The organism is Gammaproteobacteria bacterium (assembly GCA_015709615.1).
GTDB lineage: Bacteria > Pseudomonadota > Gammaproteobacteria > Burkholderiales > Nitrosomonadaceae > Nitrosomonas.
On record CP054179.1, the window covers coordinates 1549088 to 1568098 of the forward strand.

The following is a 19011-nucleotide window of genomic DNA, read 5'->3' on the forward strand; positions in this document are numbered from 1 at the left end:
ACAATATGACGACGCTCAACATCCGGCTGACCGAACAAATCGAGCAGCGGCTTTCGGAAGAAGCGGAACGCGAAAATAAAACCCGTTCCGAAATCGCTCGCGATGCATTGAACTGGTATTTATTAGAGATCGAGAAAAAACGTTTCATGGATCAACTCCTGGAAGAGGCACGATCAGCATACGCTATCGAAAGTATCCGACAAGAAGCGCAAGCCATTGCCGAGGAATTTTTACCGATTGAAAATGAAATGCTGGAGAATGTTGAGGGCCGTATATCCGGCGATTTACCGCAGACGGAATCTTCCGGGAAATGGTGGAAGTGATCCGCCGTGGCGAGATCTGGACCGCCAACTTGAATCCGCCGCGCGGGCAGGAAATCGGTAAGATCCGTCCGGTTTTGGTTTTTCAGGACAATGCGCTGACTGCGATCGGCACACCGATGGTCATCATCCTGCCACTGACAACACAGGTTTATCCCGCTTTCAAACAATGGCGCATCACCGTCACCGCCCGCCACCGCCTGCTGAAGGATTGTCAGATCGTTGTCGATCAACCGCGAACCTTGGATTGCGCCCGATTCGGAGAAGGGCCATTGGCGACACTCAGCGAAGAGGAAATGATTTCCGTTGAACGCGCTTTTCTGGGAGTATGCGGCATGTTTCATTACGCTATTCATCCACGCTAAACAATTCATCCAGCAATTCATGCTGATGGGTTTTATCCGCCAACGCTTGCGGCTGGCAAATTTCCTTCAGCGAACATTCCTTGCAGCGCGCATCGTTGACCGGCGGCGGCAATTGCCCGGAGGCCAGTAACGCACGAACCGCCGCTACGGTTTCCTCGACTTGCCGACGCAGCGAATCCGTGATGGCGACTTCACGGCGGCGGCGGGAAGTGTGATGATAAATCGCGCCATGCGTCACCGGTTTACCGGTCATTTCTTCCAGGCAGATCGCTTGCGCCGCCAGTTGGATATCGTCATGCGCTTTTGCGCGTTTTTTACCATGCTTGTATTCCACCGGATAAATCCGCCCATCCGGATAAAACTCGACTACATCGCATTTACCGATCAAACCCAGGCGCTCCGACCAAACCGGTAGAGCTTTCTCGCTGCGCACGCCTTCAAATGACTCAAAACCCGGCTCATCGACACGTTGATGCACGGTGTTGCCGCGCATGGTGTGAACGTTTTCGTCAAATGCCTGCTCGACATGAATCAACGCGCATTGGCGCGGGCAATAGCTGTAGTGCTGTAATGCGGAGAGCATGATGGGGTCGTCGTTATCCAAGCGTTTATTCATGTGCGACGATGGCGTGTTCAACGTGAGTCAGCAACGTATGTACATTAAGGATTTCAACCTTGCGATCAATCGGTTCGTCGAGTTCGGTAATGCCTTCTTCGTAGCGCGCTTGAACGGCAAATATTGTGTATTGAACCAATGGCCAATATGCGTTTACCTCAATGCCTTGCAATTCCAGCAAAGCCAGCAATCTCGCCAATTCATGCGTCATGGGATAAGTGTCGGTATGAATGCATAGCCATGCTTTCAATGCTTTCTCCACCGCTTGCTGGATATGAAATCCGAAAATCTCATCTGCAAAAAGCGGATTGTCTTGCATGCCAATCAGTGCGTTGAAGTCTTTATGCGCCATGCGCAACATCGCGCGCGCCCGATCAAGGTCGGCCATGCAGCACTTTCCCTTCGCGAATCGCCCGGCCAATCACATGATTCGTTGAATTCTTCCACTGCTCGAATTCATCCCGGCTGTAGAGCAAAATATCCTTGGAAATATTCAATCCCTTCAAAGCGATATACAAACGCGCCGCTTCTTTCCTGCGGCTGCGCTGCGGTGAGAACGGTTCGGTTTCTACAATTAGCAAGTCGACATCGGAATCCGTCCGTGCATCACCCCTTGCCCGCGAACCAAACAGAATAATGGTTTCCGGAGAAACCTCGCGAACGATGGTATCAACCATCTGCTGCAATAGAATTTTCTCGTCAGTGGTGTCGATTGGAGAGGTCATTTTGATGTTCTTTTGTTATTTAACAAGGGTCTTAGGAAGTTAAAGCGGGTTTAAACGTAACAATTTAAGAATTTCATGATAGAGATTATCACGGCGATGATTAAAACGAAATTCGGTTTCTTTCAAGTGCAGGTAGAAAGTATGTTCGGGCACACCATTGAACTTGGCCAAACGTCTTTTAGCAAAACTCCAGAAAGACTCGATACCATTAATATGCCGCTCGCCACTGGCAAACTCATTGTCACCATGGTGAACCCTGAAGTGCTTATCAAAGCCGATATCGACCAATCCGTCATAACCACGCCATCCATCGGAATGGATTACGGTATCGGGCGCTACATGCCCACGGATAATGGCTTGCAATGTCGCTTTAGAGCAATCTGGAACAATCTCTGTATAAACTTTTCCTTGGCGTTTAAGCACACCAAAGACTATTGTTTTGCCATAAGCGCCCCGCCCCCTTTTACCCCTGACTCGCTGGGCACCAAAGTAAGACTCATCAACTTCTACAGAACCTTGCAGAGGGGATTCAAGTTCGCAATTCTGGGCAATTCGCTGTCGTATTTTAAGATAAATGGTATTGACGGATCGGATAGAAATGCCGGTCAATTGGGCTGTGTCAGTAGCAGTAAAATCCATCGAAAAACATCGAATAAGTTGCCTGAATTTTGCTTCTCTGATTCGAGAACGAAAATAGTATCTGTTTTTAGCATTCATCTCAGAAAGTTAGCACACTTTAGTAAGTGCTTAACTTCCTAAGACCCTTAACAATTACTTCCTGACCGTGCTTAAGTAGCCGTATTTTCTCTGGTGACAATCCCGCATCGAAATGACAGTACACCGCATCACGCACTTGACGATGCAAACTGGCAAGATCATCCGCTTCGGTAAAAATGGATTCTCCCAATGCACGCGCGGTGTAACCGCCCTCCGGCGCTTCTTCGACCAGGAAAATGATCTCATTGGAATTATTCATCGTTATGCTTTTCTTTCAAGGATTACGCCGTTCTTGAGGTTGAGATTGCATTCGTAATCAAAAACCCTCGATAATTTCAGGCTTAAGTCCATCTAATTCTTCAAGCTTAAAACTTCCATCGGACTGAATCGATTCTCGAAGTGTTCGGTGTACCTTGGCCGAAGAGTATTGTCCGGACTTGCAATTGTGCCTCCACCAAATCACTTTCAGAATTTCCATGCTTCCCGCTGGCCTTGCAGACGACTCGTCGTTCTCAAATAACTTTGGAAGCAACTGCTTAATAATTTCCGCATCAGCATCACTGAACCCCGTTCGTTCAGCCAATTGCGGATTCATACTGCCATAGAAAACATAAACTCCACTGTCAACTCGATGTTTCATCCCCATTGTGTCAGAGCCACGTTTGCTGCCATCTCCTTCACCGCTAACGCTTTTGGTAATCTGTGTGCTGCTTACATCTACTGGTTCCACACTAAATGCAGATTGAACAGTGACGGGACCACGAATGCCAATGGATACACCGCTGTCACCTTCATTGTCAGTTTCTTTTTTGTTTTTTTGTCAGATTTGAACGCAAAAAGCTGACCAAATGCACGAACGTCAAACCATTGTTCGCAGGCTAATTTTACTGTTTCGCTTGAGCCAAGCTTTTTCCCAAGCGCGGCATCCGCTCTTGCTTTTAGGCTTTTGAAATCATCTATTTTTTGATCATCGGACTGTACAAAAATACTTTGGCCACTTTCCAGTAATCGATTTCTGAGCTTACGTTTAATGCAGACATCGGTAATTTCTCCATGTCCGTCATAGTCCGCACGTGGACGATTTCCGTTAAGCGGATCACCATTAGGATTGGCATGTGTAACTCGCAGGACAACAGCAAAGTCAATTTTGTTTTGCAATGTACTCATGATATTTTCCTCAATTGGTTTCAACAATGGCTGCTTCTGTATTCTCGGTTTGCTCAGTTTCATGCTTGGTTCGGAGTGTTTGTCGCTGGCAGTGATAACCTAATAAAAACTCCCCAGATAACTTTTTATCTTCCATAAAATCATCTGTCTGAAATAAATTTATAACCTCATCAAGCTGATTTTCCATTGAAGCGAGAAATGCCGGACGCTTAGCCCGTAAGCGAGTTTTGTATGGGTTTAATGAAAGCTCTATAGTTTTCCATGTTGAAAACGGGTGATCTGCAAAACGCTGCATCAGCTTTGCAGCACTGGTGTCACGTTTCTCTCCGCTAACGTACAACGCGCGATCTTCGATATTTTCCGCGATTGCCAAAAGTCGGCCGTATAAGTAATCGCGACTGATTCGATTCGATTCTAATGCCATTTGATAACCCCTCTCTTTGTGATAACCACTAAATAAAGCACAAGCAATGCCGAGACATTTCTCCCATTCCCAGTACTCAAGTCCAACTCGATTACACACCCGGCGAACTGTCGATTCCACAAGATCACAAGGAATCTGTTGGCCATCAATGATGCAAGGCAGCAAACGTTCTATTGTTGCTTTACGTAGCTTTTCATCCAGTCGACGACCAAACGCTGCTTCCGCAATATCCTTGGGAGCTGGTGCACCAACAAACTTCATATCCTTACTATAATTCTGATGCCAAGCATATTCTTTATGCCATGCCTCAATTCGATCAAGGAATTCAGAACCATCAAGTTCTCGGTAATAGGTAATCGCCATACGTCCAGGTGTAGCTGAATCCAATCCCATGACCACAATTTCGTTGGCGGAACCCAACTCGACCCTATATCCGGCAAGTTTCTTTGCTAGACGCTGACCAAAAGCCTGTCCTGTACTATAGGAACTCACATGATCCTGCTTGACCTCTGTCTCCTCGGATACGAATCCAAACAAATCAAAAGAATTTGCAAATGGATCCGGCACCCTTTTTCCAGACACCGCCCACGCAACAATTGCCTGATCGCCACTTCGATAGGCCTGTCGCGCAATTAGCCAACGTAGTGCGTTGTGCGCCTTCTGTGTAACCTCGAAACCCACACCACAAGCTTGGTCAGCATTAATAAATCTCCCGCGAAATGTAAAACCGCTGGTGTCATTGGATGAAATAAATTTTGCTTTATCCGCACCATGCCTAAGTTTTGCAGGATGTTGCTCTGCCAAATTCAGAATTTCACCTGTGACCAAGCACAACCCCCGATTGTCTTTTTGACTACTGTAGAAACCTATCCAAGCATTCATTAAATCCTGATCTTTCCATGTCTCTGGCAGGGGGTCTCCTGGGATTTCAACACGCCAACGTATGACTGCGCCATCGGGGGAGTTACTGTTAGGCATAATGCTGAAAATCGCAGGCGCTTCTTTTTTGTCTCCCTCCCATCTCGCCAACAACTGATTTTTTTCATCAATGGGTAAAATTCTTTCTCGCACAAGATCGCTAACCAAATGTGATTTTTGTAGATAAGTTTGAATCGCAATTATTTTGGGATGTGTAAAAGAGGAATTTGCCCAATCAGATAAGAGAGATAAGTAAATCTTATGAGGTTCAGTTGGCTCGTTTGCAAATCCCGATGTCACTACACCGCCAAACTTGAGGAAGTCACCTGCAAGATATTGCAACTTGTCACATAGCGGATGATTGATGGGTTTATTTCCAGCTCTTCCAGCAGATGCTTCGGTACACGGCACAAGCGTCACACCTTGTCCTTTTGGGATAGCATTGGCACGTAAAAAATTTCCTTTCTGATCAATGGTTACTTCAATGTGCGCTTGTTGAGAGGTATGACATATTGGCTCCAGCAAAAACTCGGTATTTAAAAATTTATTTTGCCCTGCACATTGTTCATACGTTTCATAGAGTTTCTGGATCCAACTCATGTCAGATTCTCCAATGACAGTGGTTCTTCTTTTTCTACATTGAGAAGATTCTGTTCGCGCTCAAATTTCTTGATAGCCATTTCTTTGACGAACTTGCGATCTTTACAATCTTCTGGGCGAACAAATCGAATTACGCCATTCACCATGGTGGGTTGCCAAAAACGAGTATAGAGATTGTTATCACCAGTTTCGTCCGGGTAATCAAATCCGTGAAACATGAGACCATAGGTGAGTTCGCCATCAGTGTCATAAGCTCCTTCACCCGAACCAAATTCGCAAAACTCAACATAGCCTTGGCAATCACGGGTGCCAAGAAAAATGTCTTGGCGGCCGCCGCGTTCCAGCATTCGCTTGGCGACGATGTGATGCTTGGCTTCGTTACGGTCTTCCGCTAATTCGGATCGGTTTGTATTCCATTCAAAGTGGGCTCTCACCTGATATTCAACATCCGATAGAAAGGTATAAATCGCTAAGGTGTTGCCACCACCGTATTCCAGCGGCTTGGTTCCTTTTGTCTGAGTACGAATGCGCTTCATCACTCGCACTTCATCAATAACCCAAATAAGTGTGGGCTTCCAATAGATGGACTTGGTAATGCCCTTGAGTGCTTCGTAAGTTGGAATATGATAAGAACACTTCTCACCGCCGATTTTCGTCAGAGGATCTGTAAACAGCGCAAATCGCCCCCATACTTTAAATTCAATGCTGCTTCTTCTGAAATCAGGCACAATAAGTCTCCATTTTTCCTTCGGGTGTTAAGCTCAATCCGAAATCCTCATTGTAGTAACGCGCATCTGCAAGATAGAGAATATCCACTCCATCTTGTATTTCATGCAAGGCTTTTTCTTTTTGAAGTTTTTCCAATTGGTGTGGAAACACGTTGACGGTATATTGCTGCGCCCATCGCAAGAGTTCGAATTGTTTTTCAACCTCAAATGCTCCGCAAAGCTCACCTATCAATTTTTTACCTTCGTCACCGTAAGGCACGATAATACCCCGTGTGGGAGCATCAATCACCTTGAATGCCTTAGCAGCGGTCATAAAAGATTGCCGTAAATAAATGTTCGGTGCAGAATTGTATTCCCGAGCATAATCCGCAACGGCTTGCTGGTTGATCGAAAGCATGTTTAACAGACTGTCATCGCGCCCGGTTATCTCCTTTGAAACCGGGTAGCCCATTTCATCCTTGCGCGCAAAGAAGTAATACTCGAAATATCGTTTCATGGCTTGTGGCGCGATCATGCCGCCATCGAAATTTTCGGCACCAGATTTCAGATCATCCAACAAGCGCTCCGTTACCTCTTTGCCTACCCGAATATCCATGAGCATATCCAGATTTTCGTCGGCTGGATTAACGACATGGACACGTCCCACCTCGCGGCGCTTGTTGCGGTTGCAACGGCCCGCCGCTTGTGCAATGGAATCCAGCCCTGCCGTGTAGCGGATAACTGCGCCGAAATCCACATCCACCCCAGCCTCAATCAATTGTGTACTCACACAAAGCACGGGGGATTTCTCCTCCAGTAAACTCCGAATCTCAGCCAAAATCTTTTTGCGGTGCGCTGGGCACATATTGGTGCTGAGATGGAACACGCGCATTCCTTGGGTTTGTCTGAGTAACGAGAACAATGCTTGCGCTGATTTCTTGGTATTCACAATTGCCAGACAGCTACCACTTTCGCTTACTTCGCGTAATGCCAATTCGGCGACCTCTTCAACTTTCCAACCGCCTGGCTTGCGTTGATTGAGCACTTTGACACGCTCCAAATCATCAAATAATTGCTTCACATCAGGCATGATTTCGCTGTCTTTGGTAAATTTCAAAACTCCCTTTGAGGAATCCACGCTATTCAATAACGGTTGAGTGGCAGTACATAAAATCACAGTGCTACCGCACTGCTCCACAAGAAAATTGATAGCATTGCAAAACATGTGAACAGTATTAACTGGCAGAGTCTGGATTTCGTCAAAAACCAATACGGAGTTTGCCAATTGGTGCATCCGTCTTGCACCACGCGTACCTCCCCCAAAAAGTGTTTCAAGCAATTGCACCATGGTTGTATAAATCACTGGAGCATCCCAATTCTCTGCCAGTATTTTTTCGCGAGACCCTTGCTGTTCTGGTGTGAGATTTGAGTGGTGTTCTAACACAATACTGCCTCTCGATTCGCTTTCTGGCTCAAGAATTTTACGCACCACATCCGCATTCTGGTCAATGATGGAGGTATACGGAATAATGTAAATTATCCGTTCCATCTTGTGTTGTTGCGTATGATGGAGCGCGAAGCGAAGACTGGCGAGGGTTTTTCCGCCACCTGTTGGAACTGATAGTGTAAAGGTCCCTTTATCTCTTTGAGCTGCATCACGGCAATGATCAGCAATATTGCGCCTGATTTTGTCTATAGGTTCAGCATCACTAAATTCGACTAGCTTTTTCTCCAATCTCTCGATCAATTCTGCCCATTCAATATAATTTCCATGCTGTCGCTGCTTTGCTGCTCGCGGCTTTTCCGCATCCGCTGTATCAATACGATCTGCATCAATCAAGCAACTGAACAGAAAACGAACCAATAATCCGATTTTGAATCTCGTAATTAACTCGTTATCAGAATCATGTTGAACAATCTGAAGAATTAAGCTCTTAATTCTGTCAATCAACTTAGGAGAAATGATAAGTTCATGAAATCGTGCAATGATGCTTGCATCCATCTTTGCTTGCACTTCTTCAAAATGCGATCTCTCTTCCAGAGCACCCATTCTTTTTGTGAACTTATCAATACTCGGCGCTGCTACACCAGGAGAAATACAATCAATCAGGCCTGAGTGATGCGATGCAATACACAACGATAAAAGCTGACCCACAATTGGCCCAAATTTACCTTGTCTGGACAACTCATTCCAAATAAGTTGGGCACCTGCGGTGGAATGATCTACCTTGCCTTTTAAGTTCTGTGCATCGACATAATCGTCTTTGTCCTCGTCAATCAAACCGATAGCCGATTGGATATAAGTTTGGAATTGGGCACTGTATTTACCCAAATCATGCAGCAAACCTATCAGTTCACCTTGCTCATCCAAGCTTAGCTTAGCAGCAAAGCCTTTTGCTTTATCAGCTACACCTAATAGGTGCTGTTCCAGTGTATGATTCTTATGCGCTATATAAACCATCTCACCTCCACCTCAATCCGTTCCCACGGATTATTGCCTATTTCATACATCGCAAGAAACTTGTCAAGCATTGGGATTGCCATATAATGATGCTTAATCTGATGCGTGAGAGAACTAAACATGAGAACCACACTGAATATTGACGATGATTTATACGCGCAGGCGGTTGAGTTGACCGGAGTGCATGAAAAAACCGCGCTGGTGCGTGAAAGTTTGCATGCCTTGATTGAGCGGGAAAGCGCCAAGCGTTTAGCATTATTGGGCGGTTCAGAGCCGGATTTGATGCCGATACCGCGCAGACAGTCCACCATTGCAAAAAAATGAGCCGCGTATTGGTGGATACTTCCGTCTGGATAGACCACCTTCGCGGGAATGACGATCTTCTGGTTGCTTTGCTTAACAATCACCGGGTACTGATGCATTCGATGATCAGGGGTGAACTGGCTTGCGGTCATTTGCATCATCGGTTGCAAATCCTGACTTTATTGCAGCATTTGCCCCGTGTTTCCGAGGCCACCCACGATGAAGCAATGACGTTCATGGACAATAAGCAGCTAATGGGCCGCGGTATCGGATTTGTCGACGTGCATCTTCTGGCTGCTACTGTGCTTACACCGGGCGCACGCATTTGGACACGGGATAACCGCTTATCAGCCGTAGCGCAAAGCTTGGGGATTGCCTGGCAATCCGGTTGATTCGAAGAAAAAAGCATTATTACACCCGCCATCTCACCTCCACCTCAATCCGTTCCCACGGATTATTGCTTTTTTTCAACCCTACGATCAAAGCCGATAATTGTTCACCGCGATCCAGCAGTTGCGAGACGGCGGCGTTGTCTTTTGCGGGGATGTAGCCGAGTTTCTCACCTTGCCAGTCGATGCGCACCGCGCGTTGGTCGAAGCGGTTGCCGGGTTCGCGAATCAGCGTGAGCGGTTGGCCGGTGGCGAGTTGCGGCCAGAGGGTTGCGCCGTGGTGGTACTGAAATCCCGCCACTGGCGAGATTTGCAAGGTTTTCCATTGGCTTGATTCCGGTTTGGATTGCAGCATCGCAGGAAAGGCAAATCCGCCGATTAGAGCGGTGAATGATTGCAGGAATACGCGCCGGGACATGGTGTTTCTCCATTGAAAATGACACCTTTGCATTATCCAAAGCAGCAGGCTCAAAACCTGAGCCTGTGAATTCTACTTTTCAGCTTTTTTAATCCCGGTCATTTACACAAACTTTGCATTTCAAAATTGCACAGCAGTTTACTCAACCATTCTGGGTTTTAACGGCTTGCAGCGCTATTTCGCCGTTCAGCGCGGGCAGTTTTTCATGCATTTATATGGTAATGCGCGGATATCAGCTCGATGATTTTTACCGCTGCGACAAGAGCAAGGGACATTTCGTGCAAGTTTCACTCTCTCTGCTTAGGTAAATAATTCTCCTGCGCTTGCTGTAAGTTTTGCAGAATATTCTGGCGTAATGCTTCCGGCGCGATGACTTCGACTGCCGCGCCATGCTTGAGGATGTCCATCACCAGTTCGGTTTCGTTGGCGTAAGGGATGCGCAATTCAGAAATTGTAAGAAATCTCGGGGGTTGTTTACAGTATTCTCAGGAGAACGTTGCAGGTAAACAGAGAGTGCCTTAGATTTTGTGTAAATGGCGGTTAATATTGCAGAAACATCCTTTCTATAAAAAACTCGGCCGCGCGCGGCCGAGTTTTTTATGCAGCTTGTTTTTTGTTTCGCATACAAAATCCCAATAAACCCAATCCAGCCAGCAACATGGCGTAAGTTTCCGGTTCTGGGACTGCGCTGACAAACGAAATGTCGACACCGATCCCATCTAATGAACCAAAGGATTGTCCGCCGCTTTTTGAGAAAGCGAATACCAATGCATCCCCGGCGATCACGGCCAAATTATTGCCGCTCAAATGCCACGGGGTTGATCTATCGCCATAAGATGAGTTTGAAATCGTGGCTGATCCAAGAGATGAGCCACCCAATGAAACAGAAACATCATTTGATCGGCTGACTACGGAATGCGAGTACCAAATATCGCTGGTGAAATCGATGTTTCCAGCTGTTGGCGCGGTCCATACAATAAATAACGGATCCCCGCTGTTTGGACTATGAACGATGACATCTCCCGCAAGGAAGTCGGCATTGGTTTCCCCAGCACTGCTGCCATTAACAGCAGCTTTTATAACATCCGGTGTGTTTGTCCACAAATCAGGGCCCGAGCCAAAATATCCAGAAGTTGCGGCGGGATAAAGCGGATTGCCATTATTTAATGGAATTTGCGATGTTAGTAAAGTGGCTCCTTGTAAAAACGACCACGCGCCATTTGGATTGCTGATGTTGCTGAAATCATTCGACAGATTGTAACTTGTAGCTGCAGAAGCAAACATAGGAGCTGCAAGCGATGCGCCAATCAGGTATTTATAAATTTTTTTCATTTCTGCCTCCAACTGTGATTTAAGCCCAAGAGAGATTTGGAAAATTTGCACTAAAACAAAGTGACCATTTTCGCCGAATCATCTTATTTCAAATAGGTTTTTGCTGCAATTCCCCATTTGTTCTTTTATCCAGTACACTTATCCTATTTTGGGGAGTGTTAAAAACATAAGGTGATTGGGGGTGTGCAGCAGCTACAAACATTGATATGAAATTTCCCTTTAGCGTATCATAAGGCCCGCAGAAATATCAGGTGCCTGGCAAAATTCAAACCCCTGATTCGTACTGTTTATCCACTGGCTTTTTATCCGGTTGCCGTCCAACAATATGATGAAAAAAACACAGGTGACGCTTTGGCTACTGACCATGACATTGTGTCTGCTGACACAGCCTGTTTTCAGTCAGCAAACACGGAAATTTCCTACCGGCAGCCGGTTGGGTCATTTGACCGCCGTTTCCTTCCCGCTCTTCACCATCGATGGACAGCAAATCCAGATGGGCGCGGGCGGCCAAATCCGGGGGGTTGATAATTTGATCATATTGCCGAATGCGGCGAACTATACCGGCCTGATCCGTTACCAATTGGATGTCACCGGCAATCTGCACCGGGTCTGGATTCTGACACCGGATGAAGTGAAGGAAGCGGAAAGTGAAGGGCAGCAGATACCGAAACCGCCAAAACGTTTTTTCTTTTTTTAACAGAGCGCTAAACAATTCGTGAGTAACAAGCTTTATATCAAAACCTTCGGCTGCCAAATGAACGAGTACGACTCGGAAAAAATGGCCGATGTCCTACATGCCGCATACGGCATGGAATCCACCGACGATCCGGCGCAAGCCGACATCATTCTGTTCAACACCTGTTCGGTGCGTGAAAAAGCACAGGAAAAAGTGTTTCACGATCTCGGGCGCGTACGGCATCTGAAGGAAAGCAATCCCAATTTATTGATCGGCGTCGGCGGTTGCGTCGCCAGCCAGGAAGGCAAGGCGATCGTCAGCCGTGCGCCGTTTGTCGATGTCGTGTTCGGGCCGCAGACGCTGCACCGTTTGCCGCAATTGATCGAAACGCGCAAGGCGACCGGCCGCTCGCAAGTAGATATCACCTTCCCCGAAATCGAAAAATTCGATCATCTGCCGCCCGCCCGCACCGAGGGTGTCACGGCGTTCGTTTCGATCATGGAAGGTTGCAGCAAGTATTGCAGTTACTGCGTGGTGCCGTACACGCGCGGCGAGGAAGTGTCGCGCCCGCTGGGCGATGTGCTGACGGAGATCGCCATTCTTGCAGATCAGGGCGTGAAGGAAATCAACTTGCTCGGGCAAAACGTCAACGCTTTTCTGGGGGTCATGGACGACGGTGGAATCGCCGATTTCGCCATGCTGCTGGAATATTTGCACGAAATTCCCGGCATCGAGCGCATCCGTTACACCACGTCGCACCCGAAGGAATTCACCGCGCGTCTGATTCAGGCTTACAGCCTGTTGCCGAAACTGGTCAATCACCTGCACCTGCCGGTACAGTCCGGTTCCGACCGCATTCTGGCGGCGATGAAGCGCGGTTACAGCGTGCTGGAATACAAATCGATCATCCGCAGATTGCGCGCGATCCGCCCCGATATTTCACTGTCTTCCGACTTCATCGTCGGCTTTCCCGGTGAAACCGAAGCCGATTTCGAAGCGACGATGCAGCTGATCGAAGAAATGAATTTCGACGAATCGTACAGCTTCGTCTACAGCCCGCGCCCCGGCACTCCCGCTGCCGATCTGCCCGACGACACGCCGCAGGAGCTAAAACTGGAAAGATTGCAACGTTTGCAGGCGCGAATTAACCAGCAAGCGCGGAAAATCAGCCAGAACATGGTCGGGTCGATCCAACGCGTGTTGCTCGAAGGCGTATCGAAAAAAAATACCACGGAATACTTCGGACGCACCGACAACAACCGGGTCGTCAATCTGGCCTGCGATCCCGCGCTGATCGGTCATTTCATCAACGTACGCATCACCGAAGCGCGGTCGCATACATTGCGCGGTGAAGTCGTGCCGGAATAAAAAACCTGCCGTCAACCGGACTTACACTTGCAAAGTATCGCGCCCGCTGAGAGAATCGCTTTATCGTAACCGCAGCATCCGACATTGAAACCGACACCCCTGGAAATTTCCTTCACACCAGCCGACAACCAGCGTCTCGCCAATTTATGCGGCGCGCTGGACGAAAACCTGAAGCAGGTTGAAACCGCGCTGGACGTCACCATCTCCCGGCGCGGCGAACATTTCAGCGTTTCGGGCAAATCCGGACAAATTGAATTGGCGGCGCAAGCGCTGCGTAATTTTTATGACCAGTCGCAACATCATTTGAGCCTGGAGCAAATCCAGCTCGGCTTGATTGAAGTTCAGAATCCGCGCAATGCGCCGGATAGCGTGAGCAAACAAGATGACGGCGCTACCGCCGGGCAACCTGCCGCGCCTACATTGCTGACGCGGCGCAGCAATCTCTATGGCCGCACGCCGCGTCAGGTGCAGTACTTGCAGCAAATCCAGGCGCACGACATCACCTTCGCCATCGGCCCGGCGGGAACCGGCAAAACCTATCTGGCGGTCGCCAGCGCCGTCGATGCGCTGGAACGCGGTTTGGTTTCGCGCTTGATTCTGGTGCGTCCGGCGGTGGAAGCGGGTGAACGCCTCGGTTTTCTGCCCGGCGATATGACGCAGAAAGTCGACCCTTATTTACGCCCGCTCTACGATGCGTTGTATGATTTAATGGGTTTTGACAAAACCGCCAAGCAATTCGAGCGCAACACGATCGAAATCGCGCCGCTGGCTTTCATGCGCGGACGCACGCTGAACCAATCGTTCATCATTCTGGACGAAGCGCAAAACACCACGCCGGAGCAAATGAAAATGTTCCTGACGCGCATCGGCCTGGGCTCCAAAGCGGTGATTACCGGCGACGTGACGCAGATCGACTTGCCCAAGCATCAAAAAAGCGGACTGGTGGAAGCGCAGCAAGTGCTCAAGGACATCCGCGGCATCGCCTTCACCCGTTTTCTGTCCGGCGACGTAGTACGGCATCCGTTGGTGCAGCGCATTGTCGACGCCTATGAGAAACACGACAAGCAGAAGCAGGAACCCTGACCGGCTTTGCGTACGGAAAAATCTTTCAAACTGGCGGTGCAATACGCCACAGACAATGCCGAAGCACCCACCCGGCCGCAATTCCGCCGCTGGGTCAAAGCCGCGCTGATGCAACCGGCGGAAATCGTGTTACGGCTGGTGGACGAAACCGAAGGACGAGAACTGAACAAGCAATTCCGCGGCAAGGATTACGCGACCAATGTACTGACGTTCGTTTACGACGACACGCAACCGCTGACCGGCGACATCGTGCTGTGCGCGCCGGTGGTCGGAGCGGAAGCGCAACAACAGCACAAAGACCTGCTGGCGCACTATGCGCATCTGACGGTGCACGGCGTGCTGCACTTGCAAGGCTACGATCATTTGGAAGACGCCGAAGCGGCTGAGATGGAGCAACTGGAAACGCAGATACTGGCCAAGCTCGGTTACCCGGATCCCTATGCGGAACGGCTTTAACAATCAACATTTCATGACAAAATTTTCATACTAAATCCAATGCACTATGGACGACCCCTCACCTAAAAGCGGCTGGTTGGATCGGCTTGGCACCATGCTGATCCGCAAACCGGAAGACCGCGAACAACTGATTACCCTGTTACATTCCGCTTTTGAGCGCAACCTGCTCGACTCGGATGCGCTCAGCATGATCGAAGGCGTCATGCAGGTTTCCGAAATGCACGCCCGTGACATCATGGTGCCGCGCTCGCAAATGGATGTCGTCGACATCAGCAAGAAACCCGAGCAATTCATTCCGTTTGTCATCGAAGCCGCGCACTCCCGCTTTCCCGTCATCGAAGGTTCCGAGGACGAGATTATCGGCATTCTGCTGGCGAAAGACTTGCTGCGCTATTATGCCACCCCGGACGAATTCAACATCCGCGACATGCTGCGCCCGGCGGTATTCATCCCGGAATCCAAACGGCTCAATGTGTTGCTCAAGGACTTCCGCAGCAACCGCAATCACATGGCCATTGTCGTCAATGAATACGGCGGCGTGGCCGGGCTGGTGACGATTGAGGATGTGCTGGAACAAATCGTCGGCGATATCGAAGACGAATACGATTTCGACGAAGAGGAAGACAATATCGTCATGGAAGCGGACGGACGCTACCGCGTCAAAGCGATTACCGAGATCGACAACTTCAACGAAGTGCTCGGCGCGAACTACAGCAATGAAGACTGCGACACCATCGGCGGCTTGGTATTGAGCAAATTCGGCCGTCTGCCGGTGCGCAACGAAGCGGTGGTCATCGGCCAATTCAAATTCACCGTGCAGCGCGCCGACAGCCGCCGCTTGCACGTGCTCAAGGTGGAAAAGCTTGCCGCGGCAGAAGAAATTCCCTCAGAATGATGGATATTGATCACGTTCCCGCTTTCGCATGTCCAAAATCACCATCCGTTCGTATGATGCGCATACCTTCCAGACACTCAGCAACAGCGGGCTACCGCCGGTACTGGCGCGCATTTACGCGGCGCGCGGCATAGAAAATTCCGCTCAGCTCGAAACCGAACTGACGCACCTGATTCCGTTCGGACAGCTGAAAAATATCACCGCAACGGCAGCCTTGCTGGCGGATGCCATCGCGGCAAAGAAACGCCTGCTGATCATTGCCGATTACGATTCCGACGGTGCCACCGCTTGCGCCACCGGCATACGCATTTTGCGCAAATTTGGCGCCAGCGTCGATTATCTGGTGCCGAACCGGTTCGAATACGGCTACGGCCTGACGCCGGAAATCGTGCGATTGGCGCACGAAACCAAACAGCCGGACATCCTGATCACGGTCGACAACGGCATCGCCAGCGTCGACGGCGTCGCAGAAGCCAACCGGCTCGGCATGCCGGTGGTGATTACCGATCATCACTTGCCGGGCGACCAATTGCCGGCGGCGCTGACGATCGTCAATCCCAATCAACCCGGCTGCCCGTTTCCCAGCAAGAATATCGCCGGCGTGGGCGTCATTTTCTACCTGATGCTGGCGCTGCGCGCGGAGTTGCGCCAACGCGGCGCGTTCACCGCCGATCTGCCGGAACCAAATCTGGCGGCTTTTCTCGATCTGGTCGCACTCGGCACCGTCGCCGATGTCGTCAAGCTCGACAGCAACAACCGCATTCTGGTGCAGCAGGGTTTGCAGCGCATCCGCAAAGGCAAGGCGTGCGCCGGTATCAATGCGCTGATGCAGGTATCGCGCCGCGATGTCCGGCAGATTTCCACGTACGAGCTGGGCTTCATGCTGGGGCCGCGCCTCAACGCCGCCGGGCGGCTGGACGATATGTCGCTCGGCATCGAATGCCTGATTACCGACGACGAGGCGTATGCGGCAGACATTGCCAAACAGTTGGACGAATTGAACCGGCAACGGCGCGAAATCGAATCCAATATGCAGGAAAGCGCTCTCGCCAAGCTTGAGAATACGCTCAAAACATGTCAGCCGGACATCTCAAACACCCACAGCATTTGCCTGTTCGATGCCGACTGGCACCAGGGCGTGATCGGCATCCTGGCGTCGCGTATCAAGGACAAATATCACCGTCCGGTGATCATTTTCGCTCCCGGCAACGGCGGGGAAATCAAAGGCTCGGGACGGTCGATCAACGGCTTTCACTTGCGCGATGCATTGGACCTGGTGTCCAAACAACATCCCGAGTTGATCCGCAAGTTCGGCGGCCATGCCGCCGCAGCCGGGTTGACCATTCACGGCGATGCTTTTGAAGCATTCCGCGCGGCGTTCGAGCAAGTTGCGCAAACGCTGCTGACACCCGTCGATTTGACGCGCGTGATCGAAACCGATGGCGATCTGGAGCTTGGCGACATCAAACTGGAGCTGGCGGAAACGCTCGAGCGCCAAGTGTGGGGGCAAGGTTTCCCGCAGCCGTCCTTCACGGCGCGGTTTTATGTCGAAAGCCAGCGCATCGTCGGGGAAAAACATCTGAAGTTGAAACTGAGAAAACTGCACGCCGCGAGCGCCGCTGACGCAGCGCAAGCCGTGCGCAAATCGGCTGAAACCTACGACGGCATCCTGTTTTTCCACAACGATCCGCTGCCGGATGTCATCGACGCGGTTTATCGCTTACAGACCAATGAATATAATGGCAAATCTTCCTTACAATTCCTGCTGGAACATTGCTTTCATGCAGATAACCCGGTGACCGGCGATGCACACTGAATTCACGTTGAACGGCGAATTGGCGGCGTTGCCGCATTTTCTGACCAGCTTGGCGATCGGTTTATTGATCGGACTGGAACGCGAACGCAGCCCGGGCTCGCGCGCGGGATTGCGGACATTTGCCTTGGTCGCGATGTTCGGCACGTTGGCTGCAATGCTGTCGGAAAAAGCCACGCCGTGGTTATTGCTCGGCGGTTTATTCATCGTCGGCTTGATGATGGTGGCTGCGTATTTCCGCGTCAAGGACGACAACGCCGACCCGGGAACCACGACGATCGCCGCGATTCTGGTGTGCTACTGCCTGGGCGCCTCGGTCTGGTACGACAACGGCACGCTGGCGATCATGCTCGCCATCATCACCACGGTTTTGCTGTACTTCAAGACGGAGCTGCACGGCATCACCGAAAAACTCAGCCGCCGGGATTTGATTTCCATGCTGCAATTCGGCGTGCTGACATTCATCATTTTGCCGATCTTGCCGGACAAAAATATGGGGCCTTACGAAGCCCTCAACCCCTACCAGATCTGGCTGATGGTGGTATTGATATCGGGTGTCAGCTTGGTCGGTTACGTGGCGCTGCAATTGATCGGCCAGCGCCACGGCGCGGTGCTGGGCCTGTTCGGCGGCTTGGTGTCGAGCACTGCCACGACGCTGGTATACGCGCGCCGCAGCATGGAAAACGAAAGTTTCACGAACTTGACCGTGACCGTCATTCTGATCGCTAACCTGACGGTATTGCTGCGCTTGGCCATTCTCGCCGCTGCCGCTTCCCCGGTTATATTGCCGCAATTGCTGCCGGTGCTGGGCTGCGGTTTTCTGGCCGGCGCGGTTGTCATGATATTCGGCTGGCGCAAACTCAGCCAGCAGTATGAAATGACGCTGCCGGAAATCAAAAACCCCGCGGAAATCCGCGCCGCCGCCGCTTTTGGATTGATTTACGGCAGCGTATTGCTTTTTTCCGCCTGGCTGTCCGACATCGCCGGCAGCAGCGGACTGTACGCTGTGGCGCTCGTCTCCGGACTCACCGATACCGCTGCCATCACGCTTTCCAGTCTGCACTTTTACCAACACGGCAAACTGGAAGCCGCGCAAGCGATCACCGCGATCTCGCTGGCTTTCATTTCCAACGTCGGCTTCAAACTCGGACTGGTTTTTTTCATCGGCAGCAGATTACTCGCCCGGCAATGCGTTTTCGGCTTGCTGGCGACCGCCGCCGGGCTTGGGCTGGGGTTGTTGTTTTTGCTCTAACCGGAT

At 50.2% G+C, this 19011-nt stretch carries 22 protein-coding genes and 1 pseudogene; 11 read left to right on the top strand and 12 right to left on the bottom strand.

The features are described 5' to 3' along the window. Positions 1 to 5 precede the first annotated feature (5 nt). A complete protein-coding gene (locus HRU77_07510; GenBank protein QOJ20557.1) occupies positions 6 to 323 on the top strand; it encodes a ribbon-helix-helix protein, CopG family in 318 nt (105 codons plus the stop codon). Beyond that, entirely contained in the window at positions 311 to 685 is a 375-nt protein-coding gene (locus tag HRU77_07515) for a type II toxin-antitoxin system PemK/MazF family toxin (GenBank protein ID QOJ20558.1), read from the top strand. Before HRU77_07510 ends, HRU77_07515 begins: the two co-directional genes overlap by 13 nt. Here the strand turns inward: HRU77_07515 and cas4 are convergent. The 9 genes and pseudogenes from cas4 to cas3 all read right to left on the bottom strand — a co-directional run bounded on the left by cas4 (position 669) and on the right by cas3 (position 9020). Further along, a complete protein-coding gene (gene cas4 / locus HRU77_07520) occupies positions 669 to 1301 on the bottom strand; it encodes a CRISPR-associated protein Cas4 (protein QOJ22096.1) in 633 nt (210 codons plus the stop codon). The genes HRU77_07515 and cas4 overlap by 17 nt on opposite strands. Next, a complete protein-coding gene (locus HRU77_07525) occupies positions 1294 to 1689 on the bottom strand; it encodes a HEPN domain-containing protein (protein ID QOJ20559.1) in 396 nt (131 codons plus the stop codon). The genes cas4 and HRU77_07525 overlap by 8 nt, the downstream gene beginning before the upstream one ends. Continuing rightward, positions 1676 to 2026 carry a nucleotidyltransferase domain-containing protein gene (locus HRU77_07530; protein ID QOJ20560.1) on the bottom strand — a complete coding sequence of 117 codons (351 nt, stop codon included), beginning with the start codon at positions 2024 to 2026 and terminating at the stop codon, positions 1676 to 1678. Before HRU77_07530 ends, HRU77_07525 begins: the two co-directional genes overlap by 14 nt. A gap of 39 nt (positions 2027 to 2065) precedes the next feature. After that, a complete protein-coding gene (locus tag HRU77_07535; GenBank protein ID QOJ20561.1) occupies positions 2066 to 2743 on the bottom strand; it encodes an IS1595 family transposase in 678 nt (225 codons plus the stop codon). A 19-nt stretch (positions 2744 to 2762) separates the two neighbouring features. Beyond that, complete coding sequence (locus HRU77_07540; protein QOJ20562.1) at positions 2763 to 3002, bottom strand: 2-oxoisovalerate dehydrogenase; 240 nt, start codon at positions 3000 to 3002, stop codon at positions 2763 to 2765. A 57-nt stretch (positions 3003 to 3059) separates the two neighbouring features. Next, positions 3060 to 3910: pseudogene (gene cas7c, locus HRU77_07545) on the bottom strand (type I-C CRISPR-associated protein Cas7/Csd2). A gap of 10 nt (positions 3911 to 3920) precedes the next feature. Beyond that, on the bottom strand, positions 3921 to 5852 hold the full coding sequence (cas8c, locus tag HRU77_07550) for a type I-C CRISPR-associated protein Cas8c/Csd1 (GenBank protein ID QOJ20563.1): 1932 nt from the start codon (positions 5850 to 5852) through the stop codon (positions 3921 to 3923). Beyond that, positions 5849 to 6580, bottom strand: a complete 732-nt coding sequence (cas5c, locus tag HRU77_07555) for a type I-C CRISPR-associated protein Cas5 (GenBank protein QOJ20564.1) — start codon at positions 6578 to 6580, stop codon at positions 5849 to 5851. Before cas5c ends, cas8c begins: the two co-directional genes overlap by 4 nt. Beyond that, positions 6573 to 9020, bottom strand: coding sequence for a CRISPR-associated helicase Cas3' (gene cas3, locus HRU77_07560; GenBank protein ID QOJ20565.1), 2448 nt, complete (start codon positions 9018 to 9020; stop codon positions 6573 to 6575). Before cas3 ends, cas5c begins: the two co-directional genes overlap by 8 nt. Positions 9021 to 9140: 120 nt before the next feature. Between cas3 and HRU77_07565 the strand changes: the two genes are divergently transcribed. Continuing rightward, positions 9141 to 9344 (top strand): type II toxin-antitoxin system VapB family antitoxin, encoded by a 204-nt coding sequence (locus HRU77_07565; protein ID QOJ20566.1) that lies wholly within the window; start codon positions 9141 to 9143, stop codon positions 9342 to 9344. Beyond that, positions 9341 to 9715 carry a type II toxin-antitoxin system VapC family toxin gene (locus tag HRU77_07570; GenBank protein QOJ20567.1) on the top strand — a complete coding sequence of 125 codons (375 nt, stop codon included), beginning with the start codon at positions 9341 to 9343 and terminating at the stop codon, positions 9713 to 9715. Before HRU77_07565 ends, HRU77_07570 begins: the two co-directional genes overlap by 4 nt. A 19-nt stretch (positions 9716 to 9734) precedes the next feature. On the opposite strand, the gene HRU77_07575 is transcribed toward HRU77_07570, so the two are convergent. The 3 genes from HRU77_07575 to HRU77_07585 form a co-directional block, all read right to left on the bottom strand. Beyond that, on the bottom strand, positions 9735 to 10067 hold the full coding sequence (locus HRU77_07575) for an HIRAN protein (GenBank protein QOJ22097.1): 333 nt from the start codon (positions 10065 to 10067) through the stop codon (positions 9735 to 9737). A 350-nt stretch (positions 10068 to 10417) separates the two neighbouring features. Further along, entirely contained in the window at positions 10418 to 10582 is a 165-nt protein-coding gene (locus HRU77_07580; GenBank protein QOJ22098.1) for a WYL domain-containing protein, read from the bottom strand. A gap of 145 nt (positions 10583 to 10727) precedes the next feature. Continuing rightward, a complete protein-coding gene (locus HRU77_07585) occupies positions 10728 to 11414 on the bottom strand; it encodes a PEP-CTERM sorting domain-containing protein (protein ID QOJ22099.1) in 687 nt (228 codons plus the stop codon). Between the two features lie 376 nt (positions 11415 to 11790). Between HRU77_07585 and HRU77_07590 the strand changes: the two genes are divergently transcribed. The 7 genes from HRU77_07590 to HRU77_07620 all read left to right on the top strand — a co-directional run bounded on the left by HRU77_07590 (position 11791) and on the right by HRU77_07620 (position 19005). Continuing rightward, on the top strand, positions 11791 to 12159 hold the full coding sequence (locus HRU77_07590; protein QOJ22100.1) for a hypothetical protein: 369 nt from the start codon (positions 11791 to 11793) through the stop codon (positions 12157 to 12159). 18 nt (positions 12160 to 12177) lie between these two features. Beyond that, positions 12178 to 13506, top strand: coding sequence for a tRNA (N6-isopentenyl adenosine(37)-C2)-methylthiotransferase MiaB (gene miaB / locus HRU77_07595; GenBank protein ID QOJ20568.1), 1329 nt, complete (start codon positions 12178 to 12180; stop codon positions 13504 to 13506). Positions 13507 to 13590: 84 nt separating this feature from the next. Next, the gene (locus HRU77_07600) at positions 13591 to 14589 is read left to right on the top strand and encodes a PhoH family protein (protein ID QOJ20569.1); all 999 of its coding nucleotides are present in this window, start codon (positions 13591 to 13593) and stop codon (positions 14587 to 14589) included. A gap of 6 nt (positions 14590 to 14595) precedes the next feature. Continuing rightward, on the top strand, positions 14596 to 15045 hold the full coding sequence (gene ybeY / locus HRU77_07605) for an rRNA maturation RNase YbeY (protein ID QOJ20570.1): 450 nt from the start codon (positions 14596 to 14598) through the stop codon (positions 15043 to 15045). Positions 15046 to 15091: 46 nt separating this feature from the next. Further along, entirely contained in the window at positions 15092 to 15940 is an 849-nt protein-coding gene (locus HRU77_07610; GenBank protein ID QOJ20571.1) for a CBS domain-containing protein, read from the top strand. Between the two features lie 28 nt (positions 15941 to 15968). Beyond that, positions 15969 to 17756 (top strand): single-stranded-DNA-specific exonuclease RecJ, encoded by a 1788-nt coding sequence (recJ, locus tag HRU77_07615; GenBank protein ID QOJ20572.1) that lies wholly within the window; start codon positions 15969 to 15971, stop codon positions 17754 to 17756. Further along, positions 17746 to 19005, top strand: a complete 1260-nt coding sequence (locus HRU77_07620) for an MgtC/SapB family protein (GenBank protein QOJ20573.1) — start codon at positions 17746 to 17748, stop codon at positions 19003 to 19005. Before recJ ends, HRU77_07620 begins: the two co-directional genes overlap by 11 nt. Positions 19006 to 19011 lie beyond the last annotated feature (6 nt).

Coding starts and splice junctions, on each gene's coding strand:
- HRU77_07575 (QOJ22097.1), bottom strand. CDS start 10,067: ATGCTGCAATCCAAACCGGAATCAAGCCAATGGAAAACCTTGCAAATC.
- HRU77_07570 (QOJ20567.1), top strand. CDS start 9,341: ATGAGCCGCGTATTGGTGGATACTTCCGTCTGGATAGACCACCTTCGC.
- cas3 (QOJ20565.1), bottom strand. CDS start 9,020: ATGGTTTATATAGCGCATAAGAATCATACACTGGAACAGCACCTATTA.
- HRU77_07620 (QOJ20573.1), top strand. CDS start 17,746: ATGCACACTGAATTCACGTTGAACGGCGAATTGGCGGCGTTGCCGCAT.
- HRU77_07540 (QOJ20562.1), bottom strand. CDS start 3,002: ATGAATAATTCCAATGAGATCATTTTCCTGGTCGAAGAAGCGCCGGAG.
- HRU77_07565 (QOJ20566.1), top strand. CDS start 9,141: ATGAGAACCACACTGAATATTGACGATGATTTATACGCGCAGGCGGTT.
- cas8c (QOJ20563.1), bottom strand. CDS start 5,852: ATGAGTTGGATCCAGAAACTCTATGAAACGTATGAACAATGTGCAGGG.
- HRU77_07590 (QOJ22100.1), top strand. CDS start 11,791: ATGAAAAAAACACAGGTGACGCTTTGGCTACTGACCATGACATTGTGT.
- cas4 (QOJ22096.1), bottom strand. CDS start 1,301: ATGAATAAACGCTTGGATAACGACGACCCCATCATGCTCTCCGCATTA.
- HRU77_07585 (QOJ22099.1), bottom strand. CDS start 11,414: ATGTTTGCTTCTGCAGCTACAAGTTACAATCTGTCGAATGATTTCAGC.
- HRU77_07610 (QOJ20571.1), top strand. CDS start 15,092: ATGGACGACCCCTCACCTAAAAGCGGCTGGTTGGATCGGCTTGGCACC.
- recJ (QOJ20572.1), top strand. CDS start 15,969: ATGTCCAAAATCACCATCCGTTCGTATGATGCGCATACCTTCCAGACA.
- HRU77_07510 (QOJ20557.1), top strand. CDS start 6: ATGACGACGCTCAACATCCGGCTGACCGAACAAATCGAGCAGCGGCTT.
- HRU77_07535 (QOJ20561.1), bottom strand. CDS start 2,743: ATGAATGCTAAAAACAGATACTATTTTCGTTCTCGAATCAGAGAAGCA.
- HRU77_07530 (QOJ20560.1), bottom strand. CDS start 2,026: ATGACCTCTCCAATCGACACCACTGACGAGAAAATTCTATTGCAGCAG.
- HRU77_07515 (QOJ20558.1), top strand. CDS start 311: ATGGTGGAAGTGATCCGCCGTGGCGAGATCTGGACCGCCAACTTGAAT.
- HRU77_07525 (QOJ20559.1), bottom strand. CDS start 1,689: ATGGCCGACCTTGATCGGGCGCGCGCGATGTTGCGCATGGCGCATAAA.